This is a genomic window from Streptomyces sp. NPDC093546 (genome assembly GCF_044765045.1).
In the GTDB taxonomy this organism is placed as follows: Bacteria; Actinomycetota; Actinomycetes; order Streptomycetales; family Streptomycetaceae; genus Streptomyces.
On the sequence record NZ_JBIWJG010000012.1, the window covers coordinates 37,036 to 54,178 of the forward strand.

Annotated in this window: 10 protein-coding genes; 6 read left to right on the plus strand and 4 right to left on the minus strand. The window is 73.0% G+C overall.

The genetic code is table 11. The annotated features are described in order from the left end of the window. The first annotated feature begins 208 nt into the window (after positions 1–208). The 3 genes from ACIRNI_RS24230 (at position 209) to ACIRNI_RS24240 (ending at position 5,216) form a co-directional block, all read left to right on the plus strand. Positions 209–661: a MarR family winged helix-turn-helix transcriptional regulator gene (locus tag ACIRNI_RS24230; RefSeq protein WP_403554195.1), complete on the plus strand. Its 453-nt coding sequence runs from the start codon at positions 209–211 to the stop codon at positions 659–661. A gap of 30 nt (positions 662–691) precedes the next feature. After that, positions 692–3,616, plus strand: a complete 2,925-nt coding sequence (locus tag ACIRNI_RS24235; RefSeq protein WP_403554197.1) for an FAD-binding and (Fe-S)-binding domain-containing protein — start codon at positions 692–694, stop codon at positions 3,614–3,616. A 166-nt stretch (positions 3,617–3,782) separates the two neighbouring features. Continuing rightward, positions 3,783–5,216: a Gfo/Idh/MocA family protein gene (locus tag ACIRNI_RS24240; protein ID WP_403554199.1), complete on the plus strand. Its 1,434-nt coding sequence runs from the start codon at positions 3,783–3,785 to the stop codon at positions 5,214–5,216. Between the two features lie 39 nt (positions 5,217–5,255). Here ACIRNI_RS24240 and ACIRNI_RS24245 read toward each other — a convergent pair whose 3' ends face one another. Beyond that, positions 5,256–6,875, minus strand: a complete 1,620-nt coding sequence (locus tag ACIRNI_RS24245; protein ID WP_403554201.1) for a peptide-N4-asparagine amidase — start codon at positions 6,873–6,875, stop codon at positions 5,256–5,258. Between the two features lie 194 nt (positions 6,876–7,069). Between ACIRNI_RS24245 and ACIRNI_RS24250 the strand changes: the two genes are divergently transcribed. Together ACIRNI_RS24250 and ACIRNI_RS24255 are read left to right on the plus strand one after the other, a co-directional pair. Beyond that, positions 7,070–8,872: an ABC transporter transmembrane domain-containing protein gene (locus ACIRNI_RS24250; RefSeq protein WP_403554203.1), complete on the plus strand. Its 1,803-nt coding sequence runs from the start codon at positions 7,070–7,072 to the stop codon at positions 8,870–8,872. After that, the gene (locus tag ACIRNI_RS24255) at positions 8,869–10,650 is read left to right on the plus strand and encodes an ABC transporter ATP-binding protein (RefSeq protein WP_403554205.1); all 1,782 of its coding nucleotides are present in this window, start codon (positions 8,869–8,871) and stop codon (positions 10,648–10,650) included. Before ACIRNI_RS24250 ends, ACIRNI_RS24255 begins: the two co-directional genes overlap by 4 nt. Before the next feature lie 101 nt (positions 10,651–10,751). Here ACIRNI_RS24255 and ACIRNI_RS24260 read toward each other — a convergent pair whose 3' ends face one another. The 3 genes from ACIRNI_RS24260 to ACIRNI_RS24270 all read right to left on the minus strand — a co-directional run bounded on the left by ACIRNI_RS24260 (position 10,752) and on the right by ACIRNI_RS24270 (position 14,501). Then, complete coding sequence (locus ACIRNI_RS24260) at positions 10,752–11,591, minus strand: hypothetical protein (protein WP_403554207.1); 840 nt, start codon at positions 11,589–11,591, stop codon at positions 10,752–10,754. A gap of 103 nt (positions 11,592–11,694) precedes the next feature. Continuing rightward, positions 11,695–13,641, minus strand: coding sequence for a flavin monoamine oxidase family protein (locus tag ACIRNI_RS24265; protein ID WP_403554209.1), 1,947 nt, complete (start codon positions 13,639–13,641; stop codon positions 11,695–11,697). 68 nt (positions 13,642–13,709) lie between these two features. Next, positions 13,710–14,501 carry a metal-dependent hydrolase gene (locus tag ACIRNI_RS24270; protein WP_403554211.1) on the minus strand — a complete coding sequence of 264 codons (792 nt, stop codon included), beginning with the start codon at positions 14,499–14,501 and terminating at the stop codon, positions 13,710–13,712. Positions 14,502–14,564: 63 nt separating this feature from the next. On the opposite strand from ACIRNI_RS24270, the gene ACIRNI_RS24275 reads away from it, so the two are divergent. Further along, the gene (locus ACIRNI_RS24275) at positions 14,565–17,138 is read left to right on the plus strand and encodes a DEAD/DEAH box helicase (protein ID WP_403554213.1); all 2,574 of its coding nucleotides are present in this window, start codon (positions 14,565–14,567) and stop codon (positions 17,136–17,138) included. The last annotated feature ends 5 nt before the right edge of the window (positions 17,139–17,143 follow it).

Genomic DNA, 17,143 nt, shown 5'->3' on the forward strand with positions numbered 1-17,143 from the left:
GTCGCGCGGGTCGGTGACGCGCGGGGCCGTCACATGGGCGTCCGGACGCCCACGCGGGTGGCACCCCCGTGGATGACACGTACGCACGCCGGTGTACTGGGGTGCGTACGCGGAAGCGACCGCCGGAGCGACGACACCGCGAACATTCCAGAGGATAGCTCATTGTTACCTATCTTCACAATGAGCATAGTCCTGATACTCTTCGGCCATGAACTCCCCCGACGCCGACGGCCTGCTGGCCGAGCAGCTCCTGCGGCTGACCCGCCGGCTCCAGCGCAGCCAGCAGCGGCAGCTCGAGTCCGTGGACGTCGCCATCACCCCCGCCCAGTCCCGGCTGCTGCGGATCGTCGCGCACTACGACCGCCCGCCCCGCATGGCGGACCTCGCGGCCCGGCTGGAGGTCGTGCCCCGGGCGGTGACGAGTCTGGTCGACGGCCTGGAGGCGAGTGGCCGGGTCCGGCGCGTCCCCGATCCGGACAACCGCCGGGTGATACGGATCGAGCTCACCGACACCGGCCGGGACACGCTGCGGCGGCTGCGCAGCGCGCGCCGGGCGGCCGCAGAGGACATCCTGGCTCCGTTGACCGCCGAACAGCGCGAGGTGCTCGGCGGCCTGCTGTCCGCCCTCGTGGACGGGGTGCCGGAGCGGCGGCGCTGCTGAGACGAGGCCCGACGTCGAGGGGACCGTGACATGCCGTTGCTGGAGCCGAAGCCGGACACGCTGCGCCCCGGCGGGACGCGGACGCCGTCCCCCGACCGCGTACCGGATCTGGTGGCGCACGGTTCACCCGGGCGGCTGCGGGACGAGCTGATCGCCCTCCTCGGCCCCGAGAAGGTGCTGTGGCGCGTCTCGGACCTCGTGCGGTACGCGTCGGACGCCAGCCCCTACCGCTTCGTGCCGCAGATCGTCGTGGTCGCCGAGGACACCGACGACATCGCCGCCATCCTGGCGTACGCCCACGACAAGGGCCGCGAGGTGGTCTTCCGGGCCGCCGGGACGAGCCTCAACGGCCAGGCGCAGGGCGAGGACATCCTGGTGGACGTGCGCAAGCACTGGGTGGGCGTCGAGGTGCTGGACAACGGCGACCGCGCCCGCGTCCGGCCCGGCACCACCGTCGCCCGGGCCAACGCCACCCTCGCCCGGTACGGCCGGGTGCTCGGCCCCGACCCGGCGAGCGCCGCGGCCTGCACCATCGGCGGGGTCGTGGCCAACAACGCCTCCGGCATGACCGCCGGGACCGAGCGGAACTCGTACCGCACGGTCTCCTCGCTCACCGTCGTCCTGCCGTCCGGGACGGTCGTCGACACCGGCGACCCGGCCGCCGACGAGGAGCTGGCGCGCGCCGAGCCCAAGCTGTGCGAGGAACTCCTCGCGCTCAAGGCGGAGATCGAGGCGGACGCGGAGCTGACGGCCCGGATCCGCGCCAAGTACCAGCTGAAGAACACCAACGGCTACCGGCTGGACGCGTTCCTGGACGGCTCGACGCCCGTCGAGATCCTGCGCGGGCTGATGGTGGGCTCCCAGGGCACCTTCGGCTTCATCTCCGAGGTCGTCTTCGACACGCTGCCGCTGGACCGCGAGGTCTCCACGGCGCTGCTGTTCTTCCCGTCCCTGCCGGCCGCCGCGGCCGCGGTGCCGCGGTTCACCGAGGCCGGTGCGGTCGCCGTCGAGCTGATGGACGGCAACGCCATGCGGGCCTCCGTCACCGTGGCGGGGGTGCCCGCCGACTGGGCGGAGCTGCCCGCGGAGACCACGGCGCTGCTGGTGGAGTTCCGGGCGCCCGACCGGGCGGCGCTGGGGGTGTGTGAGCGGGCCGCCGACCGGGTGCTGGCGGGCGTGGAACTGGTGGCGCCGGTCGCGTCGGTGACCAACCGGTTCACCCGGGACGCGGCGGCCATCGGCGGGTACTGGAAGGCGCGCAAGGCGTTCGTCACGGCCGTCGGCGGCTCCCGCCCGCCCGGTACGACCCTGATCACGGAGGACTTCGCCGTCCCCCCGGCACGGCTCGCCGAGGCGTGCGAGGCCCTCCTCGCGCTCCAGCGGGAGCACGGCTTCGAGGCGGCCGTCGCGGGCCACGCCGCCCACGGCAACCTCCACTTCCTGCTGGCCTTCGACGCGGCCGACCCGGCCGACACCGACCGCTACGCCGTCTTCATGGACGCCTTCTGCACCCTGACGGTCGAGCGGTTCGACGGCTCCCTGAAGGCCGAGCACGCCACCGGGCGCAACATCGCCCCGTTCCTGGAGCGGGAGTGGGGGCCGACCGCCACCGAGCTGATGTGGCGTACGAAGCGGGCCATCGACCCGGAAGGGGTGCTGGCGCCGCGGATCGTCCTGGACCGCGACCCGCGCGCCCATCTGCGCGGCCTGAAGACGATCCCCCAGGTGGAGGCGGCCGCCGACCCGTGCATCGAGTGCGGCTTCTGCGAACCGGCCTGCCCCAGCGCGGACCTGACGACCACACCGCGCCAGCGGATCGTGCTGCGGCGCGAGATGACGCGGCAGAGCCCCGGCTCGCCGGTCGAGGACGGCCTGGCCGCGGCGTACGGCTACGACGCCGTGGACACATGCGCGGGCGACTCCCTCTGCAAGCTCGCCTGCCCGGTCGGGATCGACACCGGCGCCCTGATGAAGCGGCTGCGGCACCGGCGGCACTCCGCGCGCGAGGAGCGGGTGGCGGCGCTCGCCGCCCGCAACTTCAAGGCGGTGGAGGTGGCGGCCCGGCTCGCGCTGTCGGCGGCGGACGCGGCCGGAGACCGGCTGACCGCGTCGGTGACGGGCCTGGCGCGCCGCGTCATCCGGCCCGATCTGGTCCCCGAGTGGCTGCCGGAGGTCCCCGGCGCGGCCCGCGCCCGGCTGCCGCGTACGGAGCGGGCTGGTGCGGCCGCCGTCTACTACCCGGCCTGTGTGAACCGGATCTTCGGCGAGCCCGACGGCTTCGACGGCCCGCCCCTCCCCCAGGCCGTCGTCGCGCTGTCCGCGCGGGCCGGGCGGCCCGTGTGGATCCCGGACGACGTGGCGGGCACCTGCTGCGCCACCATCTGGCACTCCAAGGGGTACGAGGAGGGCGCGCGCGTCATGGCGAACCGCGTCGTCGAGGCCGCCTGGGGCTGGACGGCCGGCGGCCGCCTGCCGCTCGTCGTCGACGCGTCCTCCTGCACGCTGGGCCTCGCCCACGACGTGGTGCCGTACCTCACCGACCGCAACCGCGAGCTGCACGGCGAGCTGACGGTCCTCGACTCGGTCGTGTGGGCCGCCGACGAGCTGCTGCCGCACCTGGAGGTACGCCACCGGGCGGGCTCCGCCGTGGTCCATCCCACGTGCGCGATGCTCCACCTCGGCGACCAGGACCGGCTGACGGCGCTCGCGGCGGCCTGCGCCGAGGAGGTGTACGAACCGGACGACGCGGGCTGCTGCGCCTTCGCGGGCGACCGCGGCCTGCTGCACCGCGAGCTGACCGAGTCGGCGACGGCCCGCGAGGCGGCGGAGGTGACGGGCCGGGACTTCGACGCGTACCTGTCGGCGAACCGCATGTGCGAGATCGGCATGGACCACGCCACGGGCCGCCGCTACCACTCGGCGCTCCAGGAGCTGGAGCGGGCGACGCGCCCCTGAACCGCCCTCCCCCTCCCCCGCGTCCCCTCCCTCGCGTCCACGAGAGTCCATGGGCTCGCCCCAAGAGTCCAATCCGCGCTCTTGCGCACCCTGAGCCCCAACGGCCAGGGTCCTTCCCGGGATTCATGAACCCAGCCGCGCACATCACGCATGTACGGGAGGTTCGATGAACGACGCAGCACCCGGGAACCAGGACTCGCCCAGCCGTCGCTCCGTCCTGCGGACCACGGCGGGCGCGGCGGGGGTGGTGGGCGTGTCGGGGGCCGCCGGGCTGGGCCTCGGCCCGCTGGGCGGCACCGCGGCCGCCGACGCCCCGGCCGGCGCTCCCGCGGAGGCGCCCGTGCCCCGGCGCCAGGGCAGCACCATGGCGGGCGTGCCCTTCGAGCGGCGGTCGACCGTACGGGTCGGGATCATCGGCCTCGGCAACCGCGGCGGCAGCATGATCGACCTGTTCCTCGCCCTGCCCGGCGTACGGGTGGTGGCGGTGTGCGACCCGGTCAGGGCGAAGGCGGAGCGGGCGGCCGCCAAGGTGGTGAAGGCCGGTCAGCCGTCCCCCGCCGTCTATACCAAGGGCGAGGACGACTACGCCAACCTCTGTGCGCGCGGGGACGTCGACTTCGTCTATGTGGCGACCCCGTGGGACTCGCACTTCGAGATGGCGAAGGCGGCGATGCTGGCGGGCAAGCACGTCGGCGTCGAGTGCCCCCTCGCGATGCGCCTGGACGAGCTGTGGGCGCTGGTGGACCTGTCCGAGCGGACCCGCCGCCACTGCATGCAGTTGGAGAACTGCTGTTACGGCAGGAACGAGATGCGGGTGCTGCGCATGGCGCACGCCGGTGTGTTCGGGGAGTTGCTGCACGGCGCGGGCGCGTACAACCACGACCTGCGGGAGCTGATGTTCTCGCCCACGTACTACGAAGGGCCGTGGCGCAGGCTGTGGCACACGCGGCTGCGCGGTGATCTGTACCCGAACCACGGCTTCGGGCCGGTGGCCAACTACATGGACGTGAACCGGGGCGACCGGGTCGTCAGCATCAGCAGCTTCGGTACGCCGGCGCTCGGGCTGGCCGAGTACCGGGAGGCGAACATGCCGCCCGGTGACCCGAGCTGGAAGGAGACGTACGTCGGCAGCGACCGCACGATCAGCATGGTGACGACGGCGAAGGGCCGGGTGATCCGGCTGGAGCACGACGTGTCGACGCCGCATCCCTACAGCCGGATCAACAGCCTGGGCGGGACGAAGGGCGTCTTCGAGGACTACCCGGCGCGGATCTACGTCGAGCCGGACCACAAGGGCCATCAGTGGGGCGACTTCTCGGCGTACGCGGCGGAGTTCGACCACTGGCTGTGGAAGGAGCACGCCAATCCGCCCGGCGGGCACGGCGGCATGGACTACATCATGGTCTACCGCCTCATGCAGTGCATGCGGCTCGGGCTGGTCCCGGACTTCGACGTGTACGACGCGGCGACGTGGACGGCGCCGGTGCCGCTGAGCCACGCCTCGATCAAGGCGAAGGGCGCGCCGCAGCAGATCCCCGACTTCACGCGCGGCGAGTGGAGGAAGCCCCGCTCCGGGGTGGATTCGGTCAAGCCGCAGTGAGCGCGCTGGGGCCCGGTGTCGCACCGGGCCCCAGGTGCGTCAGCAGCGGCGGCGGTCCTCCGTCAGCGTGCCCTGGACGGCGGTCAGGGTGCGGTCGTAGCAGCCTGCCGAGCCGTGCAGCCGGTAGCGCTCGGTGGTGGTGCCCACGGCGTGCCGCTGGTCGCGCGGGACGCCCGCGGTGTACGTCGCGTCGCCCGTGTACGTGTCGTCGAGGCGCGTCCACGCCGGCCGCGCGCCGCTCCGCAGGACGACGGTGTCGGCGCGGTCCCCGAGCGTGAGGACGGTGCGCAGCCGGTCTCCGGCGCCGAGCGTCGTCTCGCCGTCCATGGCGTACGTGCGGTGGGTGCGGGTCACGGTCCGCCCGCTGGTGACGGTCTCGTCGTCCGTCCAGTGGGCCGTCAGCGCGTCGGTGGTCTCGCCGTCGGTCCAGCGGTGGACGGAGGTGTGGGCGAGGGATCGGGTGACGGTCGTGGGGACGCGGCCGTGGGAGGTGTCGAGGTACCCGGCGAGGATGAGCCGGTGCGCGGCCTCGGTGGTGAGACGGTGCTCCCGACCGGGCTTGTACGCCGTGGAGTTGTCGGGTGCGCCGGTGTCGTGGCGGGTCAGCGCGCCGGTGACGACCTCACGCCCTTCGTCCTGCCAGAGCAGGAGGTTGGTGGGCGTGGACCAGCCGGGCGCTCCGGCGGGCACCCCGGCGACGGTGACCTCGATCCGGTGCGGCCGTCCGTCGTTCAGCAGGGCCGCGAACGGCGTCAGGTCGTACACGACCGGCTTGACGTCGAAGGCGCGCGGCGCGGGCGTGACGTACCAGAGGAAGGGGTTGGACCAGCCGCCGGTCCAGACCGTGGGGAACGGCGCGGCGATGCCCGCGAGGCGCCCGTCCACGCTGATGCGCACCTCGCGGTGCGGGCCCTCGGGGGCCTTGCAGGAGTAGGGGGCGGCGTCCGGGGCGGACAGGTACCAGTACTCCTCGCAGCCGCCGCCGGAGCCGGTGGCGTACACCTCGGCGAGAATCCGTTCGGAGTTGCGCGGCAGCGCCGGTGACGGGGTGTCGAGCGGGATCACCCGGTCGGGGACGTCGGCGGAGGGGCCTGGTCCGTCCTTGGGGGCCGCGTAGAAGGTGAGGGTCACGGTGACGTCGATGACGCCGGTGTACGTGTCGTCGACGACGTTCCCGATGAGCATCTCGACGGGCCCCGGGCGGCGCAGCGTGTCGCCGTAACGGGTGACGTCCTTCTCCACCGACCAGGTGATGCCGTCCGGGGAGGGCTGCGGGGTGGAGGTGCGGAAGATCTCGACGCCGCCGAGGGTGAGGTTGCCGAGGCGGTCGTACTGCCGTCCCTTCACGCTGCCGTCGAGCCGCAGCACCACCGCGCTCCAGCGGTCGCCGCAGCCCTTAGGTGGCGTGTAGGCGCCCTTGTACGGGGTGAAGTCGCGGAACTGCGCTTTGGCGAGGGCCACTTCGCAGGAGCGGACGCCGGTGGGGCGCGGGACGGGCGGGGCGGCGGTGACGGGATCGTGCCAGTCGGTGCCGAACTCCGCGGGCGGCTGCGGTCCGGCCGGGGCCCCGGCCCCGGAAGCGGGGGCGGCGGGGAGCAGCGCCGTCGCGGCGGCCAACAGGGTGGCGCCGAGCATGCTCATGACTGTTCGTTGTCTCATGGGCCGCGAGTGAAGCGGGCATCACCGGAGTGCGCCAGACAGTCCGGCGGCCCTTGGCGCGTTTCGTTCGTCCGGCCGGAAAATCGATTGCCGACCCCGGGCCCGGAAGGCGAACCTTGCACGGCTTCCCCGCCACTTCCCTGGCTCTTCCCGCCTCCCTCCCCGCCTTCCGCCGCTGCAATCCCTGGGACGTCATGCAGATTCACCAGCTTCCGTACGCCGATCCCGGTGACCCCGACGTACGGTCGGGCACGCGGTTCCTCGTCTGGCTGGGCCGCAACCAGCTCGGTGGCCAGCTCACCTGCCTGGCCTGGGGCCTTCTCCTCCAGCTCGGCATCGCCGGGCTCCCGCTGGGCGTGGGCCTCGCGGTGCAGGCGGTCGTGGACGGCTCCGCCGGCCGGCTCGCGCTCGCCGGCGCGCTGCTGGCGCTGCTCGGCGCGGCCATCGCGACCGGTGACACCATGGAGCACCGCACCGCCGTCACCAACTGGATCACCGCCGCCGCCCGGGTGCAGCAGCTGCTGTCCCGCAAGACCGCCGAGCTCGGCGCGGTGCTGACGCGGCGGGTCGCCGCCGGTGAGATCGTCGCCGTGTCCACCGGTGACGTCGAGAAGATCGGCTGGTTCGTGGAGGCGCTGTCGCGGTTCGGCGCGGCGGTCCTCACGCTGGTCGCGGTCTGCGTCGGCCTGGTGTTCTACGCGCCCGCGCTCGGCGTCGTCGTGGCCATCGCCGTCCCGGTGCTGGCGCTGGCGCCCCTGCCGCTGCTGCCGCGCGCCACGCGGCGGGCGGACGTCCAGCGGGAGAAGGCCGGGCGCGCCACCGAGCTGGCCTCGGACACGGTTGCGGGCCTGCGCGTCCTGCGCGGCATCGGCGGCGAGGAGCTGTTCCTCGGCCGCTACCGCGCCGCCTCCCAGGAGGTCCGGGAGGCGGCGGTGCGCAGCGCCCGCATGTGGGCGCTGATCGCGGCGGTCCAGGTACTGCTGCCGGGGCTGCTGCTGATCGGTGTGGTGCTGTACGGCGCGCGGCTGGCCCTCGACGGGCGGATCGGGGTCGGTGAACTGGTCACCGTCTACGCCGCGGTGACCCTCACCCACTACCCGCTGCGGACGGTGGAGGAGATCACGATGGCCTTCGCCTTCTCGCGGCCCTCCGCGAAGCGCGCGGCGCGCGTGCTGTCCCTGGCGCGTACGACGACGGTCACCGGCTCCCACGGGTCTTCCTCCTCGCCGAGCGGTGATCTGTACGACCCGGTGACCGGGCTGCGTGCCCCCGAGGGGCTGTTGACCGCCGTGGTGTGCGGTGACCCGGACGCCGCCGGCAGGCTGGCCGACCGGCTCGGCGGGCACCCGGCCGAGGAGACCGACGGCCACGCCTCGGTGCTGCTCGGCGGCGTGCCGCTGGACGAGCTGCCGCTCGACGCGGCGCGCGCCGCCGTCCTCGTACAGGACAAGGATCCGGTGCTGTTGTCCGGCACGCTGCGGGAGCTGCTGGACGTGCCGTCGTCGGGTGCGGTGAGCGCCGAGGAGGCGCTGGCGGCGGCGGAGTGCGGCGATGTGCTGGACGCGCTCGCGCAGGCGTCGGTGGGCGCGGACGGCGATCCGATGCGTACGCGGATCACCGAGCGCGGCCGGTCGCTCTCCGGCGGGCAGCGCCAGCGGCTGGCGCTGGCGCGTTCGCTGGTGACCGACCCGGGCGTGCTGGTGCTGGACGAGCCGACGTCGGCGGTGGACTCGCACACCGAGGCGCGGGTCGCGGCGGGCATCGCGCGGTTGCGCGCCGGGCGGACGACGGTGGTGCTGGCCTCTTCGCCGCTGCTGCTGGACCGGGCGGACCGGGTGGTGCTGGTCCACGAGGGCGCGGCGGTGGCGGTGGGCACGCACCGCGAGCTGCTGCGCACGGAGCCCCGGTACCGCGCGGTCGTCACCCGCGAGACCGACGAGGAGCCCGCCGTCACGGCGACCGCACCCGACCTGGTGGACCTGGAGGAGAAGGCATGATCGGCATGGCGCCGCCGGCGTACGACCCGGCGGCTCCCGAGACCGCGACGACGCTGCCGGTCGGCGGCGCCGCGACGGTCCGCGCGTATGTGGCGGAGCTGCTGCGCCGCCACCGCACGGCGTTCACGGTGCTCGTCGCCGTCAACGCGGTCGCGGTCATCGCCTCGATGGCCGGCCCGTACCTGCTCGGTTCGGTGGTGGAGCGGCTCGCCGCCGGGGAGCGTGAGCTCCCTCTGCCGGTCACCGTCACGGTGTTCGCCGCCGCCCTGGTGGTGCAGACGGTGTTCGTGCGGCTGGTACGGCTGCGTGGAGCGATGCTGGGCGAGGAGATGCTGGCCGACCTGCGCGAGGACTTCCTCGTACGGTCGGTGGGGCTGCCGCCCGGCGTGCTGGAGCGCGCGGGGACCGGCGACCTGCTGTCCCGGGTCACGACCGACATCGACCGGCTCGCCAACGCCATGCGCGAGGCGGTGCCGCAGCTCGCCATCGGCGTGGTGTGGGCGGGGCTGCTGATCGGCGGCCTCACGGTGACGGCCCCGCCGCTGGCGCTCGCGATCCTGGTGGCGGCGCCGCTGCTGATCGCGGGCTGCCGCTGGTACTTCCGGCGTGCGCCGTCGGCGTACCGCTCGGAGGCGGCGGGGTACGCGGCGGTCGCCGGGGTGCTCGCCGAGACGGTCGACGCGGGCCGCACGGTCGAGGCGCACCGGCTGGGCGCGCGGCGGATCGCGCTGTCCGACCGGCGCATCGCGGAATGGACGGCGTGGGAGCGGTACACGCTCTTCCTGCGCTCGGTGATCTTCCCGGTGATCAGCCTCACGCACACCACGGTCCTCGCCTCGGTGCTGTTGATCGGCGGCTTCTTCGTGCTGCGCGGCTGGCTGGACGTGGGGCAGCTGACGACGGGTGCGCTGCTGGCGCAGATGCTGGTGGAGCCGGTCGGGATCATTTTGCGCTGGTACGACGAGCTGCAGGTGGCGCAGGTGTCGCTGGCCCGGCTCGTGGGCGTGCGCGAGATCGAGCCGCACGCCGGGGACCCGGCCGTACGGCCCGACGGGCGCGCGGTGCGGGCGGACGACGTGCGCTTCGGGTACCGGGAGGGCGTGGACGTCCTGCACCGGGTGTCGATGGACGTCGCCCCGGGCACGCGTCTGGCCCTGGTGGGCCCGTCGGGCGCGGGCAAGTCGACGCTGGGCCGGCTGCTCGCCGGGATCTACGCCCCGCGCGCGGGGCGCGTCACGCTGGGCGCGGCCGAGCTGTCGCGGATGCCCGCCGAGCGGGTCCGCGCGCATGTGGCGCTGGTCAACCAGGAGCACCACGTCTTCGTCGGCACGCTCCGGGACAATCTGCGGCTCGCGCGGGCGCAGGCCCCGGACGCGGAGCTGTGGGCGGCGCTGGCGGCGGTGGACGCGGAGGCGTGGGCGCGGGCCCTGGAGGCCGGCCTGGACACCGAGGTCGGCTCCGGCGGGCTGGCCCTCACCCCGGCGCAGGCCCAGCAGATCGCGCTGGCCCGCCTGGTGCTGGCCGACCCGCACACCCTGGTGCTCGACGAGGCGACGTCCCTGCTGGACCCGCGTGCGGCCCGCCACCTGGAGCGCTCGCTGGCGCGGGTGCTGGACGGCCGGACGGTGGTGGCGATCGCGCACCGGCTGCACACGGCGCACGACGCGGACGTGATCGCGGTCGTCGAGGACGGCCGGATCAGCGAGCTCGGCAGCCACGACGAACTGGTCGCGACGGACGGCGCGTACGCGGCCCTGTGGCGGTCCTGGCACGGCTGAGCGGCTGCGGGGACGGGGTCTGCGCCGGGCGGCCGGGCGGCCCAGACCCGGGGCGGCGAGGTGAGCCGCCGGGGCCGGGCGGGCCGCTGTGTGCTCCCGGCTCAGCCGATCGGCTGCCGTGCCTCTTCCCGTACCTTCAGGACCTGCCGCGCGAGGGCGTCGAGGTCGACGGAGCCAGGGTCCTGCGCGGCGTCGGCCGGGGTGATGAAGGCCACGTAGGCCGCCGTGTTCGCGTCGCCCCAGGCGCAGACGGGCACGGTGGAGGTGCCGTCCGCGTCCTGCGACAGCAGCACCGTGCACTCCAGCTCGACGTCGGAGCCGGGCGGCGTGATGGTCCTCGCCGGCTGGGGCTCGCTCACCCCGTCGGCCTCGCGCATGCCCTTGAGCAGACCACTCCGTTGCTGGGCCGGGTCCTTGAACTGCCCGTACATCCCGATGAGAGCGAGTCCATGCGGCCCGTCCGTACCGCCGCCGGTCCCTGTGCCGTTGTACGAGCCCATGACGGAGGCCGTGACGCGCCAGCCGGGGCCGGTGGCGTCGGACTCCTTCTTCGCTCTGGCGTCCGCGTCCGCGGAACCGTCGTTGACGAGCCGGTACTCGTCCCCCAGGAGTGTCTTGGGAACGGTGAGGCGGTACTCGGCCACCGGGAAGGGGTCCGCCACCCCGCGCACCGGGGCGCCGTCGCTTCCCCGGTTGCCGAGGTACGCGAGTCCGAGCAATGCGGCCATGGAGGCCAGGACGATGCCGACGATCAGCCACGTCCGGTCCTTGCGCGGCGGCGGCCCTGCGGGCGGTCCGCCCCACGCGCCCGGGCCCGGATAGGGCGGCGGAGGGTGCGGTAAGTGCTGCGGCGGGTACGGCTGGGGCTGACCGTACGGACTCTGCTGCGGCGGATGCCCGTACGGGCCGGGCGGTGGCGACTGAGGTGTCGGCATGGTCATGATCACAGGCTACGCCAGGTACACACACGGTAACCACGGGCGCAACTCCCGTCCCCGACGTGGGAACCGGGGCGCCCCCTACGGGCGCCCCGGGTGCCGCCGGTCAGCGCGTGCCGTGGACTTCCAGCGCCGCGCGGACGGCCGATTCCAGGGCGCCTTCGATCCAGGCGGGCTTGACCGAGGTGTGGCAGCCGGCGAAGTGGAGCGGGCCTTCCTGGGTGCGCATGTCCAGGAGGATCTCGGTGTGCTGGCCGGGAAGCAGGACGGACGCCTCGCCGTAGGCGTACGGGTCGCGCTGCCAGCTCTGGGTGCGGCCGACGCCCGTGAAGAAGACCTCGAGCCGCTGCCCGTACACCTCCTGCATGCCCCGCAGGGCGAGCGCGTAGCGGGCCTCGTCGTCGTAGGCGTCCCAGCGCCTGGCGTCGTCCGCCCAGCTGTAGGAGGCGAGGACGACCCCGCCGGCGCTGCCGGGGACGGGGTGGGAGGGGTTGAACATGAAACGGTTCGGGTTGTCGGTCACCGAGCCGCCGCCGAAGACCCCGGCCGCCTCGGGCTGGTCGCGGGAGACCCAGGCGTTCGCCGCGTAGTGGGTGCGCTGGTCCTCGGAGAGGTGGCCCTTGGGCACGGAGGGGTGCTTGCCGAGGAGCCGTCCGTCCGGCGGCACCTGGCCCTTGCGGTACCGGTCGTACAGCCCGGGCTCCATGGCGTCCAGCTCGCGGCGCCAGTCGTCCTCGCCGAACTCCCACCAGCGGCGACTGAATTCGAGGAGCACCTTGGTGGCGCTGTCGTAGTGCACCTCGGTGAGGGCGCGGCGCTTGTCGTAGGAGAGCGGGGGCGTGATCTGGACGTGCCGGAGGCCCGAAAAGGGGATGGTGACGATCGCCGCGTCGCCGGTGAACCGCTCGTGGACGACCTTGCCGTTCCGGCCTTCGGAGACCGTGTCGACGACCACCCGATCGCCCTGCTCCCGGGTCTCGACGCGGGTGACGCGGCGGTCGAAGCGGACGTGGTCGCGGACCTGCTCCAGGAGCGCGTCGGCGAGGACTGCGGTGCCGCCGACGAGCTCGTAGAAGGCGGTGCCGGGGCTGATCAGCGCCTGGCTGATGAAGCTGTGCAGGAAGGAGAGCGGCAGCCTGGAGGTCATGTTCTCCAGGGTTCCGATCAGGTCGACCGTGCGGGTGTCGAGCCCCGCGTGCTCGGTCAGGAACCGGTACATCGACCAGTCGCCGAAGCGCTGGACGACCCGGGCCCACCCTTCGAGCAGCTCGGGCATCGGCTTGTCGGCCCGGGTGCCGTCAGGGCGCTTGACGCTGTGCTCGTCGCGTACGGGGTCGAGGGCCTGGCGCACGATGTCGGCGGCCGGGACGTCCTCGTACTTCTTCGGCACGCCGAAGGAGCGGTTGACGGCCCGGGGGTCCTTGGCGTAGTCGGCGCGGCGGGCCCTGATGCCGTTGACGCTGATCCAGGTACGGGAGCGGGGCGTGCCCTCGGGGTCGGTGTCGACGTAGCGGAAGGGCCGGCGCTCGATGCCGAGCTGGTCGATCAGCCCGATGACGAGCGGGTGGCTGCCAGGGATGCGCATGGCGCCTGCCTCGGCGTACTGCTTCGGATCGGCGAAGGCCTGGGCGGCGTTCTCGTGGCCGCCGGTGCGGAAGGTCTTGATGCGGCCGCCGGCGCGGTTCCCGTTGGCCTCGACGACGGTGACGTCGTGGCCCGCGCGCTTCAGCAGGTGGGCCGCGGCCATGCCGGCCGGTCCGGCACCGAGGACCAGCACCTTCTTACGGCCCGAGGCGCCTTTGGGCAGTCCGCCGCGGAGGAGGATCTTCTCGTAGCGCGGGACCAGCGGCTGGTCGTCCTCGTCGAGTACGAGCAGGGCGCGGGCGACGGCGAGGCAGGTCTCCCAGTCGGCGGTGGAGCGGGGCGCGGCCACCGGAGCCACGGGAGCCGCAGGGGCGGCCGTGGCGGGCGACGCGGGGAGCAGGGCAGCGGCGGCGGCCGTGGAGGCGGCGCCGGCGGTCAGCTGACGTCGTGTCAGGTGCGTGGAATCCATGATCAGAAGAAAGCGGATCTTGAGACTCCACGGCGGGGCTTCGTCCCCCGTTCACCCGAACGGGACGATCAGATGAAGTTCAGCGCCGACGCGCCGCCCACCCCGCCCAGCAGCATGAACGCCGGCATCAGCACCTTCAGCTCCACCCAGCTGCCCGCGCGGAACCGCATCCCCTTCGGCGGCCCCAGCGCGTACCAGCGCTTGCCCCCGATGGGGATCGGCCACAGGATCGGGCAGCCGGAGACGGTCAGGGCGTCGCCGATGTCGTGGACGAGGGCCCCCAGCACGATCGGCAGGCCGAGCCACAGGTACTCCTGCCCGGGCCCGGTGAACAGCCAGTCCGCGCCATGGCCGGGCTTGTCCAGGATGCCCGCGAGGATCCACGCGCTGGTGGCTCCCAACAGCCACACCAGGACGTCGCTGGACATCCGGGCCGCCCGCCACAGCAGGCCCTCGACGGCCAGCACCAGGTGGACGAAGAGGATGGCGAGCACCGCCCAGCGGTCGCAGGTGACGGCCAGCGCGGACGCCCCCGCGCCGCACAGCACCGCCCACACCCAGGTGTGCGTGAGGGTGCGGTGGCCGCCGCTCCTGCGGGCGTCGGCCCGTGTCTTGGTGGCCTTGTAGACGGCGTACGAGAGCTTGTCGACGATCTCGCAGAGCCCGCGCGAGATCGGGCCGAAGGCGCGCGAGATGGTCGCCGACTTGTGGTCGAGGTCGGGCGCGAGGGCCGCGCCGGCGCAGATCAGGGCGCCGACGACGAGCACCGGCCAGGGCATCGGATGCCCGGCCGCGGCGGTCGCGGCCCCCACCCCCAGCCACGCGGCCGCGCCGGAGAGTGAGTGTGCCGGTCCCATCATGTGCGTTCCCCGCCCCGTTTGGTTCTGTCCTGCGCCCCGGTTGACGGGACAGGGTATCGCTCTGTGATCTTCGTACCGGTGGCCGGTTCCCACTCAGGGGGGTCCGCCAGGCAAGATGGGGGCGTGACCCTTATCGATCAGCTGCCGCCCGACGCCGACCCCGATGCCCTCTTCGAGGCCTTCTCGTCATGGGCCGAGGGCCAGGGCATCACGCTCTACCCGGCCCAGGAGGAGGCGCTGATCGAGGTGGTCTCGGGGGCGAACGTGATCCTCTCCACCCCCACCGGCTCCGGAAAGAGCCTGGTCGCGGCGGGTGCGCACTTCACCGCGCTCGCGAACGACCAGGTGACCTTCTACACCGCGCCGATCAAGGCCCTGGTGTCGGAGAAGTTCTTCGACCTGTGCAAGCTCTTCGGCACCGAGAACGTCGGCATGCTCACCGGCGACGCGTCCGTGAACGCCGACGCGCCCGTGATCTGCTGCACGGCCGAGGTGCTGGCCTCCATCGCGCTGCGCGACGGCAAGGACGCCGACATCGGCCAGGTCGTGATGGACGAGTTCCACTTCTACGCCGAGCAGGACCGGGGCTGGGCGTGGCAGATCCCGATCCTGGAGCTGCCGCAGGCGCAGTTCGTCCTGATGTCGGCGACGCTCGGCGACGTCTCGATGTTCGAGAAGGACCTGACCCGCCGCACCGGCCGCCCGACCTCGGTGGTCCGCTCGGCGACGCGGCCGGTGCCGCTGTCGTACGAGTACCGGCTCACGCCCATCACGGAGACGCTGACCGAGCTGCTGGAGACCAAGCAGGCGCCGGTCTACATCGTGCACTTCACGCAGGCGCAGGCCGTCGAGCGGGCGCAGTCGCTGATGAGCATCAACATGTGCTCGCGCGAGGAGAAGGACAAGATCGCCGAACTGATCGGGAACTTCCGCTTCACCACCAAGTTCGGCAAGAACCTCTCGCGGTACGTCCGGCACGGCATCGGTGTCCACCACGCGGGCATGCTGCCCAAGTACCGGCGCCTGGTGGAGAAGCTGGCGCAGGCCGGTCTGCTGAAGGTGATCTGCGGCACGGACACCCTCGGCGTCGGCGTCAACGTCCCGATCCGCACCGTGCTGTTCACGGCGCTCACCAAGTACGACGGCAACCGCGTGCGCACGCTGCGCGCCCGTGAGTTCCACCAGATCGCGGGCCGGGCCGGGCGCGCGGGCTTCGACACGGCCGGGTTCGTGGTCGCGCAGGCGCCCGAGCACGTCATCGAGAACGAGAAGGCCCTCGCGAAGGCGGGCGACGACCCCAAGAAGCGCCGCAAGGTGGTCCGCAAGAAGGCGCCGGAGGGCTTCGTCGGCTGGACGGAGAACACCTTCGAGAAGCTGATCGCCTCCGAGCCGGAGCCGCTGACGTCCCGCTTCCGCGTGACGCACACCATGCTGCTGTCGGTGATCGCCCGGCCCGGTGACGCCTTCCAGGCGATGCGCCGGCTCCTGGAGGACAACCACGAGCCGCGCAAGAACCAGCTGCGGCACATCCGCCGCGCCATCGCGATCTACCGCTCGCTGCTGGACGGCGGGGTCGTCGAGCAGCTGGACCAGCCGGACGCCGAGGGCCGTACGATCCGGCTCACCGTCGACCTCCAGCAGGACTTCGCGCTCAACCAGCCGCTGTCCACCTTCGCGCTGGCGGCGTTCGAGCTGCTGGACCCGGAGTCCCCGTCGTACGCCCTCGACATGGTGTCGGTGGTCGAGTCGACGCTGGACGACCCGCGCCAGATCCTCGCCGCCCAGCAGAACAAGGCGCGCGGCGAGGCGGTCGGCGCGATGAAGGCGGACGGCGTCGAGTACGAGGAGCGGATGGAGCGGCTCCAGGACATCTCGTACCCGAAGCCGCTCGAAGAGCTGCTGTGGCACGCGTACAACACGTACAAGAAGTCCCACCCGTGGGTCGGCGACCACCCCGTCTCGCCGAAGTCCGTCATCCGGGACATGTACGAGCGGGCGCTGTCCTTCACCGAGTTCACGTCCCACTACGAGCTGGCGCGCACCGAGGGCATCGTGCTGCGCTACCTGGCGTCCGCGTACAAGGCGCTCGACCACACCATCCCGGACGACCTGAAGACGGAGGACCTGGAGGACCTGATCGCCTGGCTGGGCGAGATGGTGCGGCAGGTGGACTCCTCGCTGCTCGACGAGTGGGAGCAGCTGGCCAACCCGGAGGTGGAGACCGCCGAGGAGGCCCAGGAGAAGGCCGACCAGGTCAAGCCGGTCACGGCCAACGCCCGCGCCTTCCGGGTGCTCGTGCGCAACGCGATGTTCCGCCGCGTCGAGCTGGCGGCGCTGGACCGCTTCTACGAACTCGGCGAGCTGGACGCCGAGTCCGGCTGGGACGCGGAGGCGTGGGAGGAGGCGATGGACGCGTACTGGGAGGAGTACGACGAGCTCGGCACCGGCCCGGACGCGCGCGGCCCGAAGCTGCTCTCCATCGAGGAGGACCCGGCCCACGGACTGTGGCGCGTCCGGCAGACCTTCGCCGACCCCAAGGGCGACCATGACTGGGGCATCGGCGCGGAGGTGGACCTGGCGGCCTCGGACGAGGAGGGCCGGGCGATCGTGCGCGTCACCGACGTCGGCCAGTTGTAGGAGGA